We start from the raw sequence: 18,381 nt of genomic DNA, 5'->3' as shown, positions 1-18,381 counted from the left end.
TTTCGGGTAACCTGCGATGGCGCGCCGCCCGGCGCGCTTGCACGCAGGAAGGGCCGTGGCCATCGATGTCAATTATTCGTCCTGGGATACGTCGCGCAAATTCGGCGCGGGCTGGCTGCTGCGCACCGATCTGGGGCGGGTGCGCGCGTTCGCCGAGGGCCAGGCGCTATACAGGCAGGGCGATGTGCACGACAGCTTCTTCCTGGTGCGATCGGGATTCCTGCATACGGTCGTGCACGGCGCCAATGGCGGCGTCCTGCTGCTGGAGATCTTCGGGCCGGACGCGATTTTCGGCGAGGCCTCGGCCTTCGTCGACGAGCCGCGCTATGTCACGGCCAGGGCGGTCACGCCCGCGGTCGTGACCGAGTACCGCGTCTCCGAACTGCTGCCGGTGCTGGCCGGCGAGCCCGGGCTGGCGGTGTCGCTGATCCAGTTGCTGGGCATCAAGCACCGCATTCTCATCGGCAAATTGCTGCGGGCAACCTCGGCCAGTCCGCGCGAGCGGCTGGAGGGCCTGCTGGGCCGCATCGCGGCGGGCTCGGAGCAGACCCGCGCGCTGCGCCTGACGCACGAGCAGCTGGCCCGCATGACCGGCCTGAGCCGGGTGACGGTGACCCGCGCGCTGAAAGCCATGGCCGAGGAGGGACTGGTCGACACGCGCGGCAAGGGCGTGGAGATCCGCGACGCCGAGCGCCTGCGCGCGCGGCTGGGGCCGTTCTGAGGCCGGCGTGAAAATCCCCGCGGTTTTGTAGCGCGCGATACAACCCGCTGCCTGCCTTGTTTCTACAGTGATGGTTTTCACGGGGAAGCGGGCGGCATGCTGCTGGACAATGTAATCGCCTTGGTGACGGGCGCCGCGCAGGGCAACGGCGCGGCGATTGCGCGCGGGCTGGCGGCGCAGGGCGCCGCGGTGGCCGTGTGCGACATCGACCTGGCCGGCGCGCGGCGCACGGCCGAGGCCTTGCGCGCCGAGGGCGCGCGCGCCGCCGCCTATGAGCTCGATGTCCGCGACGCGGCGCGTTGCGCCGCGGTGGCCCGCCAGGTCGGCGAGGACCTGGGGGCGCTCGGCGTGCTCGTGAACAACGCGGGGGTGCGTCCCAGGCATGCCTTCGACGGCGACGAGCGCGACGCGCTGTGGCGCCAGGCCATGGACGTGAACGTGGACGGCGTGCGCAACATGACGCTGGCCTGCCTGGAGGGCCTGGCGGCTACCCGCGGCGCGGTGGTCAACATCACCTCGATCGCGGCCAGCCGGGCGTCGGCGCAGTCCATCGCCTATTCGACGTCCAAGGCGGCCGCGCAGATGCTGACCAAGGTGCTGGCGCTGGAGCTGGCGCCTTGCGGCATCCGCGTCAACGCGGTGGCGCCCGGCGTGATCGAAACCGCCATGACCCAGTCCAGCCGGGACGATCCCCAACGGCGCGGCGCCCTGATGGCGCGCATCCCGATGCGCCGCTTCGGCAGCCCGCAGGACCTGGTCGGACCCGTGACATTCCTGGCTTCGCCGATGTCGGCCTATGTCACCGGCGCGGTGCTGGCGGTCGACGGCGGATTCCTGGCTGTATGAACACCGGCGTGCGCGCCGATATCGAAGCCCGTCCTGGAAGGCGGGCAAGCACTGGAGGAGACCTGCAATGAAATCGCTGTTCCGTTCCCTGTCCGCCGCGACGCTTGCGCTGGCCGTGGTGGCGCCCCAGGCGTTGGCGCAAGACGCCTATCCGACGCGGCCGATCCGCATCGTGGTGCCGTATCCGGCCGGCAGCGCGCTGGAGTCGGTGGCGCGCACGGTGTCGCAGACCTATAACGACAACCTGGGCCAGCCGGCCGTCATCATGAACAAGCCTGGCGGCTCGGGCATCATCGGCACCCAGGAAGTGGCGCGCGCGCAGCCCGACGGTTATACGCTGCTGCTGGGCACCAACCAGACGCATGGCGCGAACTCGGCGCTCTATCCCAACCTGCCGTACGACGCGCTGGGCGATTTCACGCCCATCGCCGGGCTGGCGCGCATGCAGCACGTGCTGGTGGTGCGCAAGAACCTGGGCGTGGACAGCGTGCGCGGGCTGATCGAGCTGGCCAGCAAGCCTGGCGCAAACCTGAACGTGGGCTCCAGCGGCAATGGCTCGGCGTCGCACCTGGTAGCCGAAATGTTCATGCGCAGCGCGGACGTGAAGATGGCCCATATTCCGTACAAGGGCTCGGGCGAGGTCGCGCAGGGCCTGCTGGGCGGGTTCGTGGACGTGTCGTTCGCCACCTTGCCCAGCGTCCTGCCCTTCATCAAGGACGGTTCGATCGTGGCGCTGGCGGTGGCTTCCAGGGATCGCGCGCCGCAGCTCGACAGCCTGCCCACGCTGGCGCAGGAGGGCGTGCGCGATGTCGAGGCCGATGCCTGGACGGCGCTGTTCGCGCCGGCCGGCACGCCGCCGGCGGTGCTGGCCAAGGTCTCGGCGGTCACGATCGACGCGTTCAAGGATCCCGGCGTGGTCGAGAAGATCGCCGCCACCGGCTTCGTGCCGGAGGTCTCCGACGGCGCGGCGTTCAAGGCCTTCCTGGCGCAGGACATGCAGCGCTGGGCGGACGTGATCAAGGCGGCCAACGTCAAGCTGGATTGAGGCGGCAGATGGCGGCGCGGCCAGACGCCCTATGTCGCCACCCAGATGCTTTTCAGGCGGGTGTATTCCTGCAGCGCTTCGCGGCCGCTGGAGCGGCCGTAGCCGCTGAGCCCGATCCCGCCGAACGGAGAGCGGATGTCGGTGGATTTGTATGTGTTGATCCACAACGTGCCGGCGTTGATGGCGGCGGCGACGCGATGGGCCCGCTTCACATCATGGGTCCATACGGCGCCGGCCAGGCCGAACTCGGTATCGTTCGCGAGGTCGATGGCCTCTTGCTCGGTGTCGAACGGAAGGCAGGCCATGACGGGCCCGAACACTTCCTGGCGGGCCAGCGCGCCATCGCGCGCCACGCCCGTGAAAATGGTGGGCGGCACATACAGGCCGCGCTGCGGCACGGCGTTGCCCGCCTGGCGGCACCGGGCGCCATCGCGCCTGCCCTGTTCGATCATGCGGTTGACGTGGTCGAATTGACGGCGATTGTGGATGGGCCCGATCGCGGTGCTGTCGAGCTCGGGCAAGCCCATTTCCAGGGTCGACGCGGCGTCCAGCAGGCGCTCGACGACCTGCTGCTCCAGTGAGCGGTGCACGATCAGCCGCGAGGGCGCGACGCAGGTCTGCCCGGCGCCTATGAACATGCCTTTGACGGTGGCTTCGCAAAACCGATCGAGGTCGGCGTCCGGAAAGACAATATTGGCCGACTTGCCACCCAGTTCCAGCACACAGGGCTTGACGACGCGGGCGGCGGCGCCCGCGACCCTGGCGCCGGTTTCCGGCGAGCCGACGAAGCCTATCTTGCGTACCAGGGGATGCTCGATGGCGGCATTGCCCATGGTGTGTCCCAACCCGGCAAGCACCGCCACCAGGCCGGTGGGCAGGCCGGCCGATTCCGCGATCCTCACCAGCGCTATCGCGCTCAGGGGCGTGAGTTCGGAGGGCTTGAGCAGGACGGCGTTGCCGGTCGCCAGACTGGGCGCCAGGTGCCAGGCGGCCATGAAAAGCGGCGAGTTCCACGGCACGATGTGCAGCAGCACGCCGATGGGTTCGCGCACGGTGTAGTTGAGGTACTGGTTGGGAACGGGAATCACGTCGCCGTAGAACTTGTCGCACCAGCCCGCGTAGTACTGGAACATGTCGGCGACCCGGTCGACCTGGGCGCGGCAGTCCCTGATGGGGCGCGCGGCGGTCACGGCTTCCAGTTCGGCCAGGCGCGCCAGGTTTGCCCGGATCGCCGCCGACACGGCAAGCAGCACGGCGGCGCGTCCGTCCGCCGGCATGGCCGCCCACCGGACTTGCGCCGCCGCGGCGCTTTCGGCCGCGCGCCGGACCAACCCGTCCGAGCCGTCCAGGTAACGGAACAGCGGTTCGCCGGTCGATGCGTCCAGGACCTCGATCGCTGCGCCGTCGCCCGGCACGATGTCGCCGCCGATGAGCGAGCCGACCCGTCCATCGCAGTGGATCGACGGCCACGGACCGCCATCGATGACGTGTTGCAGGCGTGCGCCGATGGTCATCGCCGTTACTCCATCGTGATGTTGGCGTTGCGGATGACGGCGCCCCACATCGCGGCGTCGTGCGCCACGTGGGCCTTCATGTCCTCGCTGCTGCCGCCGACGGTGGCAGCCCCGATTTTCTTGAAGCCGTCCTGTACCAGCGGGGCTTGAAGCGCGATGTTGATTTCCCGGTTGAGCCGTTCGATGACATCGTCGGGGGTGCCTTTCGGCACGATGATGCCGCCCCAGCCCGATACGTCGAAATCCGGCACGCCGCTTTCGATCATGGTCGGGGTGTCCGGAAACTCGGGCAGCCGTTGCGGCGAGGTGACCGCGATCGCCTTCAGCTTGCCCGCCTGCACGAGCGGGGCCGAGGATGTCGTGTTGTCGAACATCACGTCGACGCGGCCGGCGATCAGTTCGCTGAGTCCGCCCGCGCTGCCCGTGAACGGGACATGGGTCATCTCGACTCCGGTGCGCTGCATGAACATTTCAGAGGAAAGATGGCCGGTGGTCCCGTTGCCGGAGGAGGCGAAGAAAGCGCCTTCGGGCTTCTTCTTCAAGTAGGCGACCAGTTCGTCGACCGAGTTCGCGGGATTGCTGGCAGGGACGAGCAGGAAGTTATAGGTCTTGATGAACTCGGTGACGTAGTCAAAGTCCTGCTCCACGTCGTAAGGCAGCTTCTTGTAGAGAAACTGGTTTATCGCCAGCATGGTCGTGGGGGCATAGCCTATGGTGTAGCCGTCGGGCTTGGCCCGCGCGATGGCCATCGCGCCTATGCTGCCCGATGCGCCCGGCTTGTTTTCGATGACGACGCTCTGTCCGAGCTGCACGCCCAGTTGCTGGCCGAGCAGGCGCGAGACGACGTCCGGAGAGCCGCCCGCGGCGGTGGGAACGATGAAGCTGATCGGACGCTCGGGCCATGCGGCCTGGGCGGGCGCGGCCAGCGGGACAAGCAGGCAGGCGGCAAGCACCATGGCGGTGCGGGAGAGGGTTTTCGTTGGACGCAAGGTGCGCAAGACGGTATGGAACATGATTTCCCCAGGTTGGTGTCGTTATGCAAAGGGCGCCGCTTCGAGCGGGCGCCCCGTTCGTCGGTCCGGCTTGCCGGCCCGCCAAGGCCTCAGCTGTAGAGGATGTCGAACAGCCGCGAGTTATCCAGGTCTTTCTCTTCCGATTGCTCGAGGGCCGTCTGGATGATCCGGTGGGCCAGTGTGCCGACTTCGGCATCGACGTCCATCTGCCTGGCCAGCCCCACGGCGATACCGACGTCCTTGGCCATCAACGCCAGGGAGAAGCCGGTGTGATAGGTGCCGGACAGCACGGCCTGTTCGACCTTGTTGGCGGTCGAGCTGTTGCGGCCGCTGGATTGGTTGAAGATCCGGTTCATGGTCGCGACGTCGAGCCCGAAGCGCTTGCCGGTATGGATCGCCTCGATCACCGCCAGCCAGCCGATTGCCGAAATGTAGTTGTTCAGGGCCTTGACGGTATGGCCCGCGCCGATCGGCCCTACGTGCGCGATGGAGGTGCCCATGGCCTGCAGGATGTCCATGGCCGCGGCGACGGTGTCCGCCTCGCCGCCCACCATGATGGCCAGCTCGCCGGTACGCGCCTTGACGAAGCCGCCCGAGACGGGCGCATCGATCATCCGTACGCCCGCCTCGCCCAGGCGCGCGGCGAGCGCGCGGGTCGTGGCGGGGTCGCCGGAGGTCATGTCGATGAGCGTCGCGCCGGGCTTGATGCGGGCGGCGACGCCGCCGCTGCCGTTGTCCCCGTCGAGCACGCGCGTCACCACCGTGGAATCGGGCAGGACCGTCACGACGAAGTCGGCGCCCGCGACGCAGGACGCGATCGGCGCGACGCCGGTGTTGAATTCCTCGGCGAACCGGGCGAGCACGGCGGGATTCGCGTCGTACGGACGGACGTCATGGCCGGCCCGGACCAGCTGGGCGGCCATCGGGTAGCCCATGGCGCCCAGGCCGATGACGGCGATCGATTTGCGCGCCGCGGGGCTGGCTGGCGCGCAAGCGGCGGCGGCATCCGCTTCGTCGAAGACGGACTGCATCTGCCGGAACGCGTCGCCGGCGGCGGGGATGCCGCAATACACGGCGCTCTGGAGGATGACCTCGGCGATTTCCTTGCGCGGCACGCCGTTCGTCAGCGCGCCCTTGATGTGGATCCGCAGTTCGGGCGCCCGGTTCAGCGCAATCATCATGGCAATGTTGGCGATGCTGCGGGTGCGGCGATCCAGCTCGTCACGGCCCCAGACGCGGCCCCAGCAGTATTCGGTTGCCAGGGCCTGGAATGGCGCGGTGTATTCGGTGGCATCGCGCAGGGAGCGCTCCACGTTGTCCGCGCCCACGACTTCCTTGCGTATCGCCAAACCCTTGTCGTATATGTCGTTGGTCATTGCTGTTCCCGGTATGCAGCCTTGGCGAAGCGGCCAGGGCCATGGGCGCTAGTCTAGGAAGGCGGCACGCGCCAGGGAATTGCCGCGCGCGGTATTTTGCGTTGCCCTGTGGGCAACGCCTGCTCAGGCCGTGGCCTGGAAGGCCGTCATGGCGCCGGCCAGGTGAGCGGCCAGGCGTTGCGCGCTCAGCGGCAGGGAGCGGCCCATCCTGGTGACCAGATGGGCCTCGGCGCTGGAGAGCACCGGATGATCCATGGGCAGGGCCACGAGTTCTCCGGCGATCAGCTCCTGGGCGATCGAGAAGGCGGGCGCGAACGTGATGGCCTCCTGGCTGCGGAGGTAGTGGTACATCACCGAAGACGAGTTGGTCGTCAGGGACACGTTCAGGGCCACATGTTCGACGCGCGCCGCCATGTCCAGCAATTGCATGGTGCCGAAAGAAATCGGTTTCATCGCGATATTGAAATCCGCCACGTCGCCCAGTTTCAGCGGCCGGCCGATCCGTTGCAGCGGATGGCCCGCGCGCACGATGGCGCACAATGGTTGCACGGCATGCGCCCGCGACAGAAGCCGGTTCTCCTGTGTGGGGTGGTAAACCAGGCCGATGTGCGCGTCGTCGTCGCAGACCCTGCGCATCACCTCGTTCGTTCCGGCTGTTTCGATATTGAGCGTGATGTGCGGATAGCGGGCGCGGAACGCCTGGATCGGGGGGCCCATCAGGTCGCTGACGAAACCGGCGCCAAGCGAGATGGACACGTGGCCGCGCAGCATGCCGCGGGTCTCGCGCAGTTTCTCGGCCAGGTCGTCGCTCATGGACCGATGCGAGCGGTAGAAATCCATGAGCAGGGCGCCGACTTCGGTCGCCTGGACGCCCCTGCTGCTGCGTTCGATCAGCGTGGCCGCCACCTCTTTCTCCAGCAAGGCGATCTGCCGGCTGACGACCGATGCGTTGACGTTCAGCTTGTCCGCGGCCGCGCGTACCGAGCCGGCGGAAACCGCCTCATACAGGTAGAACAGGCGATGCAGGTTCAGCTCTTCGTTCATGATCCCGGCGCTGGTTGCGTGATGGCGGGGACGATTGTAAGAGCTGGCCGGCGACCGGGGCCAATGGGGCGTGCGCCATGCGGCGGCGCGCCGGCCCGCGCGCTGCCGGTCGGCGCTACTGGTCCGCCTTGGCCCGGGCGGCGAGCCCCTCGGTGTCCTTGGCGACGGTGCGGACGAACTGGTTGAACTGCGCCACCGACGCGGAGGGCTGGGCCTCCATGCCCAGGCTGTTGAGCTTTGCGCGGACTTCCGGGTCCGTGAGCACGGCCGTCGACACCTCGTACAGGCGTTGCGTCACTTGGGGATCCATGCCCGCGGGGCCGTAGAGTCCGTGCCATACCTTGAAGTCGTAGCCCGGCAATCCTGCCTGGCTCGCGGAGGCAATGCCCGGGAACAGCGTGGATGGTTCGGAGGAGGTCAGGCCGAGCGCCTTGATGCGGCCGGCGGCGATCAAGGGCATGACGGTCGGCGGCGTGGCGAAGCTGACGTCGACGTCTGCGGCGATGGTGGCTACCGCGGCGGGGTTGCCGCCCTTGTAGGGGACGTTCAGCAGCTTCACGTTGGCCGCTCGCATGAACTCCACGGCCGCGAGGTGATTGGACGAGCCCACGCCGGCGCTGCCGTGGCTGATGCCCCGCGAGCTTTGCCTGGCCGCGGCGATGAGGTCGGTGAAGTTGTTGAACGGGCTTTCATTGCGGGCGACGACGACCAGCGGAAAGCTGACCAGCTTGTTGATGTGCGTGAAATCCTTGATTCCGTCGTAGTTGACGCCGGTATAGAGCACCTTGTCCATGCCATGGAGGTTCATCATGCCGATGTACAGGGTGTAGCCGTCCGGCTTGGCGCGCGCGACGTAACTGCTTGCGATGACCGTGGCGGCGCCGGGGCGGTTCTCCACGACGACGCTTTGTCCCAGCTTCTGTCCCATCTTCTCGGCCAGGATGCGGCCCAGCGAGTCGGCCGACCCGCCGGGCGCGAACGGAATGACCAGCGTGATCGGCCGTTGCGGCCAGTCGGAGGCCAGGGCGGCGGCTGCGCCGGCCAGCGAAAGCGCGAGTGCGCCGGCGCAGCGGCTCAGCCATTGGAGGGGGGTGGGCTTGGTGGTGGGCATATCGTTCCTCTTGTGCTTTGTTATCGCGGGGCCTGGGCGATATGGCGGACCGCCATGCTTTCGATGATCTGGACCAGGGCCAGGTGGGTGGCGAGGGGGATGCCGTCGACATTGGGGTCGACGCGGTTGTCGACCGAGTTGATCAGGCCCACATCCACGCCGCGGCGCAGCAGGTGTTCCTCGAGACTGGCGGTATGCAGGATCGGCGCCATGCCCAGCCGGGCCGCCAGCGCGGCGGCGATGGCGGTGCAACCCCAGTTGCTGCAGGCGGCGGAGACCAGCACGTCGCACGAGGAGATGGCGCCGATTTTCTCGCCGTGCTTCACATGGCGGGAGACGGCGTCGGCGATCAGGCCCATGCCGATCTCATTGCCGCCGTCGCCGATGCAAAGCGTGGGGATGCCGCGGGCGCGCGCCAGATCGAAGATGTGGTCGATGCGGGCGCGTCCCTGGCCGTAGTCGATCGCGCGCATGCTGTAGTAGACGCCGTCCCGGGCCCGGCCGACGCGCTCGGCCGAGATCAGCAGGTCCGGCTTGACGCGGGCGAGCAGCCGTTCGGCTTGCCGGTCGGCATCCGCCGTATCGACCGTGAAGGTCTCGAACGAGACCGCCGCGAGGCTGCCGTCCTGGCTGGCGTGCCTGGCCTCGTCGAACGAGAGCACCGAGAATCCGGCCACGGTGAAAAGCGCGGCCAGGCCTTCGGCCAGGGTTGCTTCGCATACGACTACGTTGTGCGTGCCGCGCGCCAGCGTCAGGGCGCGCGCCAGCACGGCGGTGCCCGCGGGGCCGTCGTTTTCCCCCACGCGCGGCGAGATCCAGGCGCGCGAGACCGAGCCGGTCGTGTACAGGACGGTGGCGCCCTGTCGTAGGCCCGCCAGCAGGTCGGCGGCGGCGCCGACTGGCGAGGCGTTGCCCAGCGTGGCGCGGGAGGCCTCGAGCAGGGCTTCCACGCCCCTGCCGCCGATGTCGATATTGCTCAGTACGTCCAGGCGCCGGTCCAGTGCGGCCAATGCGGATTCCTTGTGCATGGTCTATTCCTTGCCGATCACCAGGCTCGCCACGGCGTCGGGGTTTTTCATCATCGCCGCCAGGGTGCCGAGCGAGCGCTCCACGGCTTGCACCACCGTGGCCAGGCCACCCACGCGGGCCACGCCCTCGGGGGTGGGGCGCAGGCGCAGCGAGACCTTGGCGCCCGGCTGCCCATGGGTGTTGGTGGTGAGCACGCCGTGGTCGCGCAGCAGGATGGCGCCCAGCGCGGAGGTGACCTCGGCGGGCACCAGGGATGTGTCCGCGGCTGTCAGCCCGGCGCGTTCCAGGGCCATCTCGACCAGGTCGTCTTCCACGATGATGGGCCCCAGATCGCTGCGCAGGACCCGCCGCCGGCCGAACTTCCGCTCGAACAACACGGTCAGCTGCTCTCCCATCGCCGCTTCTTCGCGCAGCCAGGCTGGGTCGAACATCTGGAGGGACTGCGTGACGGCGGCGATGATGGGCGAGCGCGCTTCGCTGCCGAATTCGGCGGCTTTCGCCGCGACCCGCTGGACCAGCGCGTCGCGGCCGGCAAGCAGGCCCGCCCGCGGGCCGACCATGCCCGCCTTGTCGCAATTGGTGATGACGAGATCGGCGCCCAGCGCAAGCGCATGCGCGCCACCATGCAGGATGGGCCGGATGCGCGCGCCGTAGGCGTCGTCCATCAGCACGACGGCGCCGCCCTGGCGGGCGATGTCCAGCATGGCGACGATGTCGGCCTCGGGCAGGCGGTCCAGGTTGCTCGATACCGTGGTGATCAATACCAGGGCGGGTTCGTGGGCGGCGACGGCCTGCCCGAGGCCCTCGACGCTGTCGCTTTCGACCAGTTCGACCCTGGCCGCGTAGCTGCCGCGCGGGACCGACGCGTGCGATTTGCTGGCCGCGGGCACCGCGCTGACGACCGGACGGCCTTGGCAGAGAGCGCCGATCGCGGCAATCAGCCCGCCGCTGGTGCGGTTCAGCAGCGTTGCCGTATGCAGCGGCCGGGTTCCGCCCACGTGCCGCACCGCGGCCTCCTGGAAGGCCTCGTCGACCAGCCCCGGGCCGGTCCATTCGTCGCACACGACGGGCATGCGTTCGGCCTGCATGGGAAAGGTGCGCAGGTTGCCGGTGAAGATGGCGATGGAATCGCGGCCTTGCCGCTGCAGCCGTCCGGTCGCGATGCGTTGCGCGTGGACCAGCCGCTGCCGTTCCTCCACGCTGGATTTGAGGATTTTGCCCCGGGCGTAACCCACCGTCGGGTCCACGGGGTTGCCAAACCGGTCGGTGCGGGCGTTCGTGCCCTTCGTCGTTTCCATGCGCTGCCAGTCCATGAGGGTGTGCCTGCGAAAAAATTATAGGCAGCGCTGGGAAATTTAAAACGACAGTAAAACTGACTTGTAGCGTAAATTTTATTTACGCTAAGATTGGCCTGTCCCAGCGTCGCAGAAAGTGCGCAAGTCCGCCATGCTCAATCTGAATCGCCTACGCCTGCTGCACGAGCTTTCGGTCATGGGCTCGATTACCGCGGTGGCCAAAGTCATGGGCCTGACCCGGCCGGCCATCTCCCAGCAACTCGCCCTGCTGGAGAAGGAAATGAACGAAGCCTTGCTGGAGCGCTCGTCGCAGGGCGTGCGGCTGACGCCGGCGGGCGAGCGGCTCGCCTTGCGCGCCGCCGAGGTCTTCGGCCTGGTCGACCGGCTGGAGAGCGACCTGCAATCGGGCGGGGGGCTGATCACCGGCGAGGTCAGGGTCTCGGCGTTCGGTTCGCTGGCGACCGGCCTTGCGCCGCTGGCGTTTCGCAACCTGCGCGAACAGCATCCGCGGATCGCCTTGCGCTTTACCGAGACGGAATCCAATTCCGGACTCAAAGCGGTCGTCGCGCGCGAAATCGACCTTGCAGTCATCGACGAATGGGCGGACGTCATGCGGCCAGCCAGGCCGCTGGAGTTCGCGCAGTTGGGCGAGGACCGCTTCGTGCTGGTGGTGGGCAGCACGCACCCGCTGGCCAACCGGCGCAGCGTCCGCCTGCGCGAGCTGGCGCAGCAGCAGTGGGTCATCAACCAGGCGGCGCCGGCGTATCGGGCCCATCTCATCCGCGCATGCCAGGCCGCCGGTTTCACGCCGAACGAGATCTGCAACTGCAGCAACATGACCGCGACCATCGAGTTCGTCCGGCAGATGGGACTGGTGACCGTCCTGCCATCGATGGGGCTGGGCTGGATCGCGCATTTCGACGGCGTCAGGATGATCAGCCTGAATCCGCCGATCAACCGCAAGATCCGTGCCGCCATGCTGCCCAACGCGCTGGCCCGGCCGGCGGTGAGGGCGGCGCTCGAAGCTCTCAAGCAGGCCGCCGCGCAGTGGCGGCAGCGCGCCTGAGCCGCGCGCTCGCGCGCCTTACCCCAGTTCCTCGGTCACCCGGTCGGCCTCGCGCTTGAGCGCGGCGGCGATGGTCTTGCGGCGGTCCGGGCCCATGCGGCCGTAGTGGGCGGCGATGCTGAGCGCGGCGACGGGCTGGCGGGCCAGGTAGATCGCCACGCCGATGCCGTACATGCCCTTGAGCAGGTAGCCCGGGTTGAGCGCGTAGCCGCGCTGGCGGGTGTCGGCCACCTGGGCGCGCAGCTTGTCCACGTCCAGGCTGGGATAGGGCTGCAGGCGCGGTTGGATGCGGCGCAGCACGTTCTCGACCTCGCCGTCGCCGAACGCGGCCAGCAGCGCCAGGCTGCCCGAGCCCACGCCCAGCGGGCGGCGGGTGCCGATGTTCTGGGTCAGCACCTTGACCGGGAAGGAGCCTTCCTTGCGGTCTATGCAGACGGCGTCCAGCCCGCTGCGTATGGTGAGCATGACGGTGTCGCCGGTGCTTTGCGCCAGCCGCTCCAGCGCCGGCCGGGTGACGGCCTGGATGTCGAGGCGGTTGGAGGCGCGCTCGCCCATGGAGAGGAATTCCAGGCCCAGGTAGTAGACGCGGCTGCCGGCGGCCTGCTCGACGAAGCCTTCGGCGCTGAGGGTCTTGAGGAAGCGGTGCAGCGTGCCCTTGCTCAGCCCGCTCTGGGCCTGCAGGTCGGAAAAGCGCATGCCGTTCGATGACGAGCTGTAGGAGAGGATGCGCAGAATCTCCAGGGCGCGCCTGACGCTTTGCACGGTGTCGCCGCCGCCGGCCCGCGTGGTGCCGTTGTCCTCCATTGCCGTCTCCTGCCTGTCCGTTGCGGCGGCCCGCCCGCCCGGGCGCGCCGCCATTTTTTCTGGCTGTTGGTACTAGTGTTCCGTATCGCGGAACTTTTTAGGCGTATCCGCGATTTTGCCGCGTTTCGTTTCTAGAGTCCAAACCCAGTCCCGGCGGCGTCGCCGCGTTCGGGGAGGAGGCAAGGACATGATCGATATCGCGAAGTCATACCAATGCAGTCCCGCGCTGTGGCGCGACAGGGTGGATCCGGCGTTCCTGCGCGAGCTGCGGCGCGTGGTGGCCGATACCGTGCTGCCCGAGGCCGAGGCCATCGACCGGCAGGACGTGTACCCGGTGCAGATAATCAAGGCCATGGCGCGCCGCGGCTATACCAGCCTGACGCTGCCGCGCCAGTGGGGCGGCGGCGCGGCCCCGTACGGGCACTGCGCGGCGGTGTTCGAGGAGGCCTCGTACGGCAGCGCGGCGGTGGGGATCAGCCTGATCACCATCCTGCAGGCGCAGACGCTGATCAACCAGTTCGGCGCCGAGTCGCTGAAGGCGGCGGTGCTGCCGGAATTCGCGCAGGGCCTGATCACCGCCTACGCGCTGACCGAGGCGAATCACGGCAGCGATATCCGCAGCCTGGACACCAAGGCGCGGCGCGGCGCCGGCGGCTGGACGCTGGAGGGCCGCAAGTCGTTCATCACCTCGGGTTCGGCCGCCGAGGCCTATATCGTGCTGGCCGAGACGGACCACGGCGTGTCCACGTTCTTCGTGCGCCGCGATATGCCGGGGGTGTCGACGTTCGACGGCCCGACGTCGGGGACGTTCGGCCTGCGCAACGGTCCGCACGTCGACCTGATCCTGGACGGCGTGGTCGTGCCGGACGACCACCTGATCGGGGTCGAGGGCAAGGGCGTGCGTCAGGCGGTGACCACGCTGGATTTCTCGCGCACCATGGCCGGCGCCATCAGCCTGGGCATCGCCCGCGCCGCGTTTGACAACGCGCTGGCCTACGCGGCCGGGCGCGAGGCGTTCGACCAGAAGGTGCTGGGCTTCCAGGGCATCCAGTGGTATTTCGCCGATCTGGCGACCCGGATCGACGCCGCCCGCCTGCTGGTGTACGAGGCCTGCGTGGCGCTGGACGAACACCGCGAGATCGCCCGCTATGCCAGCGAGGCCAAGCTGGCCGCCAGCCAGGTGGCCACGCGCGCGGCCGAGCAGGCGATCCAGATCTGCGGCGCCTATGGCGTGACCGAGCGCGCGCCGTTCGGCCGCTATCTGCGCGACGCCAAGGCCTACGAGATCGCCGGCGGCTCGTCCGAGATCCTCAAGAACACCATCGGCAAGCAATTGCTTGCCTTCGCCGCCCACCATCTGTCCGGAACCAAGACGTGATCACCGACCGCCTGTATGCCCTGGCCGAAAGCCAGCCCGACGCCATTGCGCTCGTTTTCGAAACCCGCCAGTACCGCTACCGGGAGCTGGCCGACATGGTCAGCGCCATGGCGGCGCGCCTGCACCGGGCCGGCGTGCGGCCGGGCGACCATATCGCCCTGATGTGCGGCAACCGCCCGGCCTTCCTGGCCTGCTGGTTCGCGCTGGGCGAGCTGGGCGCGGTGTGCGTGCCGCTGAACACCGGGCTGGTGGGCGAGGGCTTCTGCTATTCGCTGGCCAAGAGCGAATCGCGCCTGCTGATCGTCGAGCCCGAGCTGCTGGCGCCGCGCCGCGACACCCTGGCCGCCATGGAAGGCGCGCCGCCGGTGCTGGAGATCGACGCCGCGATGGACCTGCCGCCGGCCGAGCCGCCGGCGCGCTGGGCCGGACCGCCGTGCGCCGCGGGCGACCTGAACAGCATCCTGTTCACGTCGGGCACCACCGGCCTGCCCAAGGGCGTGACGCTGCCGCATGGCGCCTATGTGGCCGCCAGCGACGACATGGTGCAGTCGCTGGCGCTGACCCGCGCCGACCGCATCCTGGTGTTCCTGCCGCTGTTTCACGCCAACCCGCAGATGTACGCGGTGGCCTCGGTGCTGGGCTGCGGGGCCACGCTGGTGCTGCTGCGCAACTTCTCGGCCAGCCGCTTTTTCGACGAAGCGGTGGCCCACGGCGCCACGGGCTTTACCTATGTGGGCACCGTGCTGTCGATCCTCGACAAGCATTATCCCGAGCCGCGCCGCGATCACGCCCTGCGCTGGTGCGTGGGCGGCGGTGCGCCGGCCCGCGTCTGGGAGGCGGTGGAGTCGCGCTTCGGCATCTCGGTGCGCGAGCTGTACGGCATGACCGAAACCGGCGGCTGGGTGTCGATGAACACGCCGCAGCGGGCGCGCTTCGGCTCGGTGGGGCATGCGCGCGCGGGCATCGAGCTGGCCGTGGTGGACGAGGCCGGCGCGCCGGTGGCCATCGGCGCCAAGGGCGAGATCGTGGCGCGTTCCGAACGCCCGCACGTGTTCTTCTCGGAGTACTGGCGCAATCCCGAGGCTACGGCCGGCACGCTCAAGCAGGGCTGGCTGCACACGGGCGACCGCGGCTACCTGGACGAGGACGGTTTCCTGTACTTCGACGGCCGCCAGAAGGAACTGATCCGGCGCGGCGGCGAGATGATCGCGCCCACCGAGGTCGAGCAGCAGCTGCTCAAGCACGAGCAGGTGCGCGATTGCGCGGTGGTCGGCGTGCCCGACGACATCATGGGCGAGGAGGTGCATGCGTACGTGGTGCTGCAGGGCGAGCCGGACGCCGGCGCGCTGCAGGCCTTCCTGAAGGCACGCCTGCCGGCCTATATGGCGCCGCGCTATTTCTCGTTCGTGCCCGCCATTCCCAAGACCGAAACCCAGAAAATCAAGCGCCATCTGCTGGCCGACCTGCCGGCGCAGGTCGTGGACCTGGCCGTGGCGCGCCGCTGACCCTTTGCACCGATAACAGGAGAGACAACCCATGACCCGACGATGGAAACAACGGCCCCCCGGCTCGAACTGGGGCGATTTCGGCGATGACGACCAGCTCGGCCGGCTCAACCTGCTGACCCCCGAGAAGGTGCGCGAGGCCGTGGCCGAGGTGCAGGAAGGGATCGTGTTCAGCCTGAGCCTGCCGCTGGACATGCCGGGCGGCAACGTGCTGAACCCGGCGCGCCATCCGCCGCGCCTGATGCCGACGCGGCGCGACGACAAGCCCATGTACCTGCACGCCTTCGAGCACGACCACAACACCACCGACGTGGCGTGCGACGACATGGTGGCCATGAGCCTGCAGTACTCGACGCAATGGGACGCGCTGTCGCACATCGGTTCGCATTTCGACGCCGACGGCGACGGCGTGGCCGAGATCGTGTTCTACAACGGCTATACCGGCAAGGAGAACTTCTCGCACCGGCGCGAGGACCGCGACAGCCCGTCGCGCGCGCATCGCCTGGGGATCGAGCACATGGCGGCCAAGGGCGTGCAGGGGCGCGGCGTGCTGCTGGACCTGCGGCGCCATTTCGGCGACGAGCGCAAGCGCGTCGGCTACGACGATCTGATGCGCGTGATCGAGCATGACCGCGTGGAGGTGCGCAAGGGCGACATGCTGTGCCTGCACACCGGCTTTGCCGACGTGGTGCTGGGCATGGGCGGCAAGCCCGACGCCCAGCGGCTGGCGCGTTCGTGCGCCGTGCTCGATGGTTCGGACAGCCGCCTGCTGGACTGGATCGACGACAGCGGCATCGCCGCGCTGATCGCCGACAACTATGCGGTCGAGGACCGGCCCTACGATTTCAAGGGCGATGGCTGCCATGCCTTGCTGCCGCTGCACGAGCGCTGCCTGTTCAAGCTGGGCCTGCACCTGGGCGAACTGTGGCATCTCAGCCCGCTGGCCGAATGGCTGGAGCGGCACGAGCGCCATGCCTTCCTGCTGACCGCGCCGCCGCTGCACCTGCCCGGCGCGGTGGGCTCGCCGCTGAACCCGATCGCCACCGTATAGGAGCGCGCCATGGCACTGGAAATCGAGGACGCCGATGGCGTTCCGTACGTGGGCCTGGGCCTGCACTTCGCCGAGTTCCCGCTGGGCCGCCGGTTCCGCACCGTGGGGCGCACCATCACCGAGGCGGACTTGGTCAACTTCGTCAACGCCACCGGCTTTACCGAGGTGCTGTTCACCGATACGGAGTTCGTCCAGGCGCAGTCGGACATGCGCGGCCGGGTGGTGCCGGGGGCGCTGGTGTTTTCCATGGTCGAGGGCCTGCTGATGCAGGCCTGCATGCAGCACACCGGCTTCGCCTTCCTGGAGATGGAGCTGAAGGTCGAGGGCCCGACGTACGTGGGCGACACGCTGCACGTGCGCTGCGAGGTCATCGAGGCGCGGCCCAGCAAGAGCCGCGCCGACCGCGGCCTGGTGCGCACGCGCAACCATGTCGTCAACCAGCGCGGCGAGGTGGTGATGGTGTACACCCCCATGCGTTTCGTCAGGCGGCAGTAGCATGGCCCGGCGCAAGATGCCGGGCATCGTATAACAACGACGATTTCTACAAGGAGAGAGACATGAAGAAACCAATCGGAATCCTGCGGGCCACGCTGCTGTGCGGCGTTGCCGTCCTGGCCACCGGCGGCCACGCGTTCGCCCAGGACAACTGGCCGTCCAAGCCGATCCGGCTGCTGGTGGGCTTCGCCCCGGGCGGGCCGACCGACAACGTGGCGCGCATCCTGGCCGAGAAAATGGGCACGGAGCTGGGCCAGCCGGTCATCGTCGAGAACAAGGCGGGGGCGGCGGGCAATATCGCCGCCACCGCGCTGACGCAGGCCACCGCCGACGGCTACACGCTGCTCTACAACACCTCGTCCATCGTCATCGCGCCCTGGGTCTACCGCTCGCCCGGTTTCGACCCCTTGAAGGACTTCGCGCCGGCCGGCCTGACGGCGGCCGTGCCGCTGGTGCTGGCGGCCAACATGCAGGTGCCGGCGCAGACGCCCAAGGCGCTGGTCGATATGGTCAAGGCCGGGCCGGACAAGTACAACTATGCGTCCTCGGGCGTAGGCGCCATCGAGCACCTGACCGCCGCGCAACTGTTGAGCACGCTGGGCCTGAAGGCGACCCACGTGGCCTACAAGGGCACGGCGCCGGCCCAGGTGGACCTGATCTCCGGGGCCACGCAGTTCACCACGACCACGCTGAACACGGTGATTGCGCCGGTGCAGGCCGGCAAGCTGCGCGCGCTGGCGATCACCAGCCGCGAACGCTGGTCGGGCATGCCCGACGTGCCGACCGTGGCGGAAACGCTGATCCCGGGCTTCGAGAGCCTGGCCTGGCAGGGCATCGTGGCGCCGGCCGGCACGCCCGAGCCGGTGCTGGCGAAGATCAACAAGGCCATCAACGACGCCCTGGCCTCGCCCGACGTGCGCCAGAAGCTGGACCAGCAGGGCACCATCGTGCTGGGCGGCTCGGTCGACAAGTACCGCGCCTACATCAAGTCGGAATACGACCGCTGGGGCAAGGTGGTGGAGCAGGCCGGCGCGCGCATCGACTAGCCGGCGGCCGGGCTGCCCCTGCGGGCGGCCCGGCGCCCGCAT

General features: G+C 68.6%; 17 protein-coding genes. 9 read left to right on the top strand and 8 right to left on the bottom strand.

The annotated features are described in order from the left end of the window. Positions 1 to 55: 55 nt before the first annotated feature. From EL288_RS20975 to EL288_RS20965, 3 genes are all read left to right on the top strand, one after another. Entirely contained in the window at positions 56 to 721 is a 666-nt protein-coding gene (locus EL288_RS20975) for a Crp/Fnr family transcriptional regulator (RefSeq protein WP_225665738.1), read from the top strand. Between the two features lie 96 nt (positions 722 to 817). Then, a complete protein-coding gene (locus EL288_RS20970) occupies positions 818 to 1,567 on the top strand; it encodes an SDR family NAD(P)-dependent oxidoreductase (RefSeq protein WP_003808041.1) in 750 nt (249 codons plus the stop codon). 67 nt (positions 1,568 to 1,634) lie between these two features. Next, complete coding sequence (locus EL288_RS20965) at positions 1,635 to 2,612, top strand: Bug family tripartite tricarboxylate transporter substrate binding protein (RefSeq protein ID WP_010927608.1); 978 nt, start codon at positions 1,635 to 1,637, stop codon at positions 2,610 to 2,612. 29 nt (positions 2,613 to 2,641) lie between these two features. Here EL288_RS20965 and EL288_RS20960 read toward each other — a convergent pair whose 3' ends face one another. The 7 genes from EL288_RS20960 to EL288_RS20930 all read right to left on the bottom strand — a co-directional run bounded on the left by EL288_RS20960 (position 2,642) and on the right by EL288_RS20930 (position 10,997). Beyond that, entirely contained in the window at positions 2,642 to 4,126 is a 1,485-nt protein-coding gene (locus EL288_RS20960) for an aldehyde dehydrogenase family protein (RefSeq protein ID WP_033458321.1), read from the bottom strand. Positions 4,127 to 4,131: 5 nt separating this feature from the next. Further along, complete coding sequence (locus EL288_RS20955; RefSeq protein WP_033458319.1) at positions 4,132 to 5,139, bottom strand: Bug family tripartite tricarboxylate transporter substrate binding protein; 1,008 nt, start codon at positions 5,137 to 5,139, stop codon at positions 4,132 to 4,134. Positions 5,140 to 5,228: 89 nt separating this feature from the next. Next, entirely contained in the window at positions 5,229 to 6,515 is a 1,287-nt protein-coding gene (locus tag EL288_RS20950; RefSeq protein ID WP_050486095.1) for an NAD(P)-binding domain-containing protein, read from the bottom strand. A 123-nt stretch (positions 6,516 to 6,638) separates the two neighbouring features. Next, entirely contained in the window at positions 6,639 to 7,559 is a 921-nt protein-coding gene (locus EL288_RS20945) for a LysR family transcriptional regulator (RefSeq protein ID WP_033458317.1), read from the bottom strand. A gap of 115 nt (positions 7,560 to 7,674) precedes the next feature. Then, a complete protein-coding gene (locus EL288_RS20940) occupies positions 7,675 to 8,670 on the bottom strand; it encodes a Bug family tripartite tricarboxylate transporter substrate binding protein (RefSeq protein ID WP_003808053.1) in 996 nt (331 codons plus the stop codon). A 20-nt stretch (positions 8,671 to 8,690) separates the two neighbouring features. Next, entirely contained in the window at positions 8,691 to 9,698 is a 1,008-nt protein-coding gene (locus EL288_RS20935) for a glutamate cyclase domain-containing protein (protein ID WP_015064572.1), read from the bottom strand. A 3-nt stretch (positions 9,699 to 9,701) separates the two neighbouring features. After that, a complete protein-coding gene (locus tag EL288_RS20930; protein ID WP_225665736.1) occupies positions 9,702 to 10,997 on the bottom strand; it encodes an aminotransferase class I/II-fold pyridoxal phosphate-dependent enzyme in 1,296 nt (431 codons plus the stop codon). A gap of 148 nt (positions 10,998 to 11,145) precedes the next feature. On the opposite strand from EL288_RS20930, the gene EL288_RS20925 reads away from it, so the two are divergent. Then, a complete protein-coding gene (locus EL288_RS20925; RefSeq protein WP_033446568.1) occupies positions 11,146 to 12,060 on the top strand; it encodes a LysR family transcriptional regulator in 915 nt (304 codons plus the stop codon). Between the two features lie 18 nt (positions 12,061 to 12,078). Here EL288_RS20925 and EL288_RS20920 read toward each other — a convergent pair whose 3' ends face one another. Continuing rightward, positions 12,079 to 12,864 carry an IclR family transcriptional regulator gene (locus EL288_RS20920; RefSeq protein WP_003808058.1) on the bottom strand — a complete coding sequence of 262 codons (786 nt, stop codon included), beginning with the start codon at positions 12,862 to 12,864 and terminating at the stop codon, positions 12,079 to 12,081. Between the two features lie 187 nt (positions 12,865 to 13,051). On the opposite strand from EL288_RS20920, the gene EL288_RS20915 reads away from it, so the two are divergent. The 5 genes from EL288_RS20915 to EL288_RS20895 all read left to right on the top strand — a co-directional run bounded on the left by EL288_RS20915 (position 13,052) and on the right by EL288_RS20895 (position 18,339). Then, positions 13,052 to 14,242, top strand: a complete 1,191-nt coding sequence (locus tag EL288_RS20915) for an acyl-CoA dehydrogenase family protein (RefSeq protein ID WP_010925907.1) — start codon at positions 13,052 to 13,054, stop codon at positions 14,240 to 14,242. Continuing rightward, a complete protein-coding gene (locus tag EL288_RS20910; protein WP_003808060.1) occupies positions 14,239 to 15,747 on the top strand; it encodes a class I adenylate-forming enzyme family protein in 1,509 nt (502 codons plus the stop codon). Before EL288_RS20915 ends, EL288_RS20910 begins: the two co-directional genes overlap by 4 nt. 31 nt (positions 15,748 to 15,778) lie before the next feature. Next, entirely contained in the window at positions 15,779 to 16,798 is a 1,020-nt protein-coding gene (locus EL288_RS20905; protein ID WP_003819337.1) for a cyclase family protein, read from the top strand. Positions 16,799 to 16,807: 9 nt separating this feature from the next. Further along, positions 16,808 to 17,293 carry a MaoC family dehydratase gene (locus EL288_RS20900; RefSeq protein ID WP_003808064.1) on the top strand — a complete coding sequence of 162 codons (486 nt, stop codon included), beginning with the start codon at positions 16,808 to 16,810 and terminating at the stop codon, positions 17,291 to 17,293. Positions 17,294 to 17,355: 62 nt separating this feature from the next. Then, positions 17,356 to 18,339 (top strand): Bug family tripartite tricarboxylate transporter substrate binding protein, encoded by a 984-nt coding sequence (locus tag EL288_RS20895; protein ID WP_003808065.1) that lies wholly within the window; start codon positions 17,356 to 17,358, stop codon positions 18,337 to 18,339. Positions 18,340 to 18,381: the final 42 nt, after the last annotated feature.

Origin of the sequence: Bordetella bronchiseptica, from assembly GCF_900636925.1 — a bacterium.
GTDB lineage: Bacteria > Pseudomonadota > Gammaproteobacteria > Burkholderiales > Burkholderiaceae_B > Bordetella > Bordetella pertussis.
The sequence above is the reverse complement of the archived record's forward strand: the minus strand, read 5'-3'. Positions and strand labels throughout refer to the sequence as shown.

What these genes read in the sequence shown, in the direction of transcription:
- EL288_RS20965 (WP_010927608.1), top strand. Translation starts at nt 1,635, where the DNA reads ATGAAATCGCTGTTCCGTTCCCTGTCCGCCGCGACGCTTGCGCTGGCC.
- EL288_RS20915 (WP_010925907.1), top strand. Translation starts at nt 13,052, where the DNA reads ATGATCGATATCGCGAAGTCATACCAATGCAGTCCCGCGCTGTGGCGC.
- EL288_RS20935 (WP_015064572.1), bottom strand. Translation starts at nt 9,698, where the DNA reads ATGCACAAGGAATCCGCATTGGCCGCACTGGACCGGCGCCTGGACGTA.
- EL288_RS20955 (WP_033458319.1), bottom strand. Translation starts at nt 5,139, where the DNA reads ATGTTCCATACCGTCTTGCGCACCTTGCGTCCAACGAAAACCCTCTCC.
- EL288_RS20970 (WP_003808041.1), top strand. Translation starts at nt 818, where the DNA reads ATGCTGCTGGACAATGTAATCGCCTTGGTGACGGGCGCCGCGCAGGGC.
- EL288_RS20920 (WP_003808058.1), bottom strand. Translation starts at nt 12,864, where the DNA reads ATGGAGGACAACGGCACCACGCGGGCCGGCGGCGGCGACACCGTGCAA.
- EL288_RS20925 (WP_033446568.1), top strand. Translation starts at nt 11,146, where the DNA reads ATGCTCAATCTGAATCGCCTACGCCTGCTGCACGAGCTTTCGGTCATG.
- EL288_RS20900 (WP_003808064.1), top strand. Translation starts at nt 16,808, where the DNA reads ATGGCACTGGAAATCGAGGACGCCGATGGCGTTCCGTACGTGGGCCTG.
- EL288_RS20940 (WP_003808053.1), bottom strand. Translation starts at nt 8,670, where the DNA reads ATGCCCACCACCAAGCCCACCCCCCTCCAATGGCTGAGCCGCTGCGCC.
- EL288_RS20905 (WP_003819337.1), top strand. Translation starts at nt 15,779, where the DNA reads ATGACCCGACGATGGAAACAACGGCCCCCCGGCTCGAACTGGGGCGAT.
- EL288_RS20960 (WP_033458321.1), bottom strand. Translation starts at nt 4,126, where the DNA reads ATGACCATCGGCGCACGCCTGCAACACGTCATCGATGGCGGTCCGTGG.
- EL288_RS20950 (WP_050486095.1), bottom strand. Translation starts at nt 6,515, where the DNA reads ATGACCAACGACATATACGACAAGGGTTTGGCGATACGCAAGGAAGTC.
- EL288_RS20930 (WP_225665736.1), bottom strand. Translation starts at nt 10,997, where the DNA reads ATGGAAACGACGAAGGGCACGAACGCCCGCACCGACCGGTTTGGCAAC.
- EL288_RS20895 (WP_003808065.1), top strand. Translation starts at nt 17,356, where the DNA reads ATGAAGAAACCAATCGGAATCCTGCGGGCCACGCTGCTGTGCGGCGTT.
- EL288_RS20945 (WP_033458317.1), bottom strand. Translation starts at nt 7,559, where the DNA reads ATGAACGAAGAGCTGAACCTGCATCGCCTGTTCTACCTGTATGAGGCG.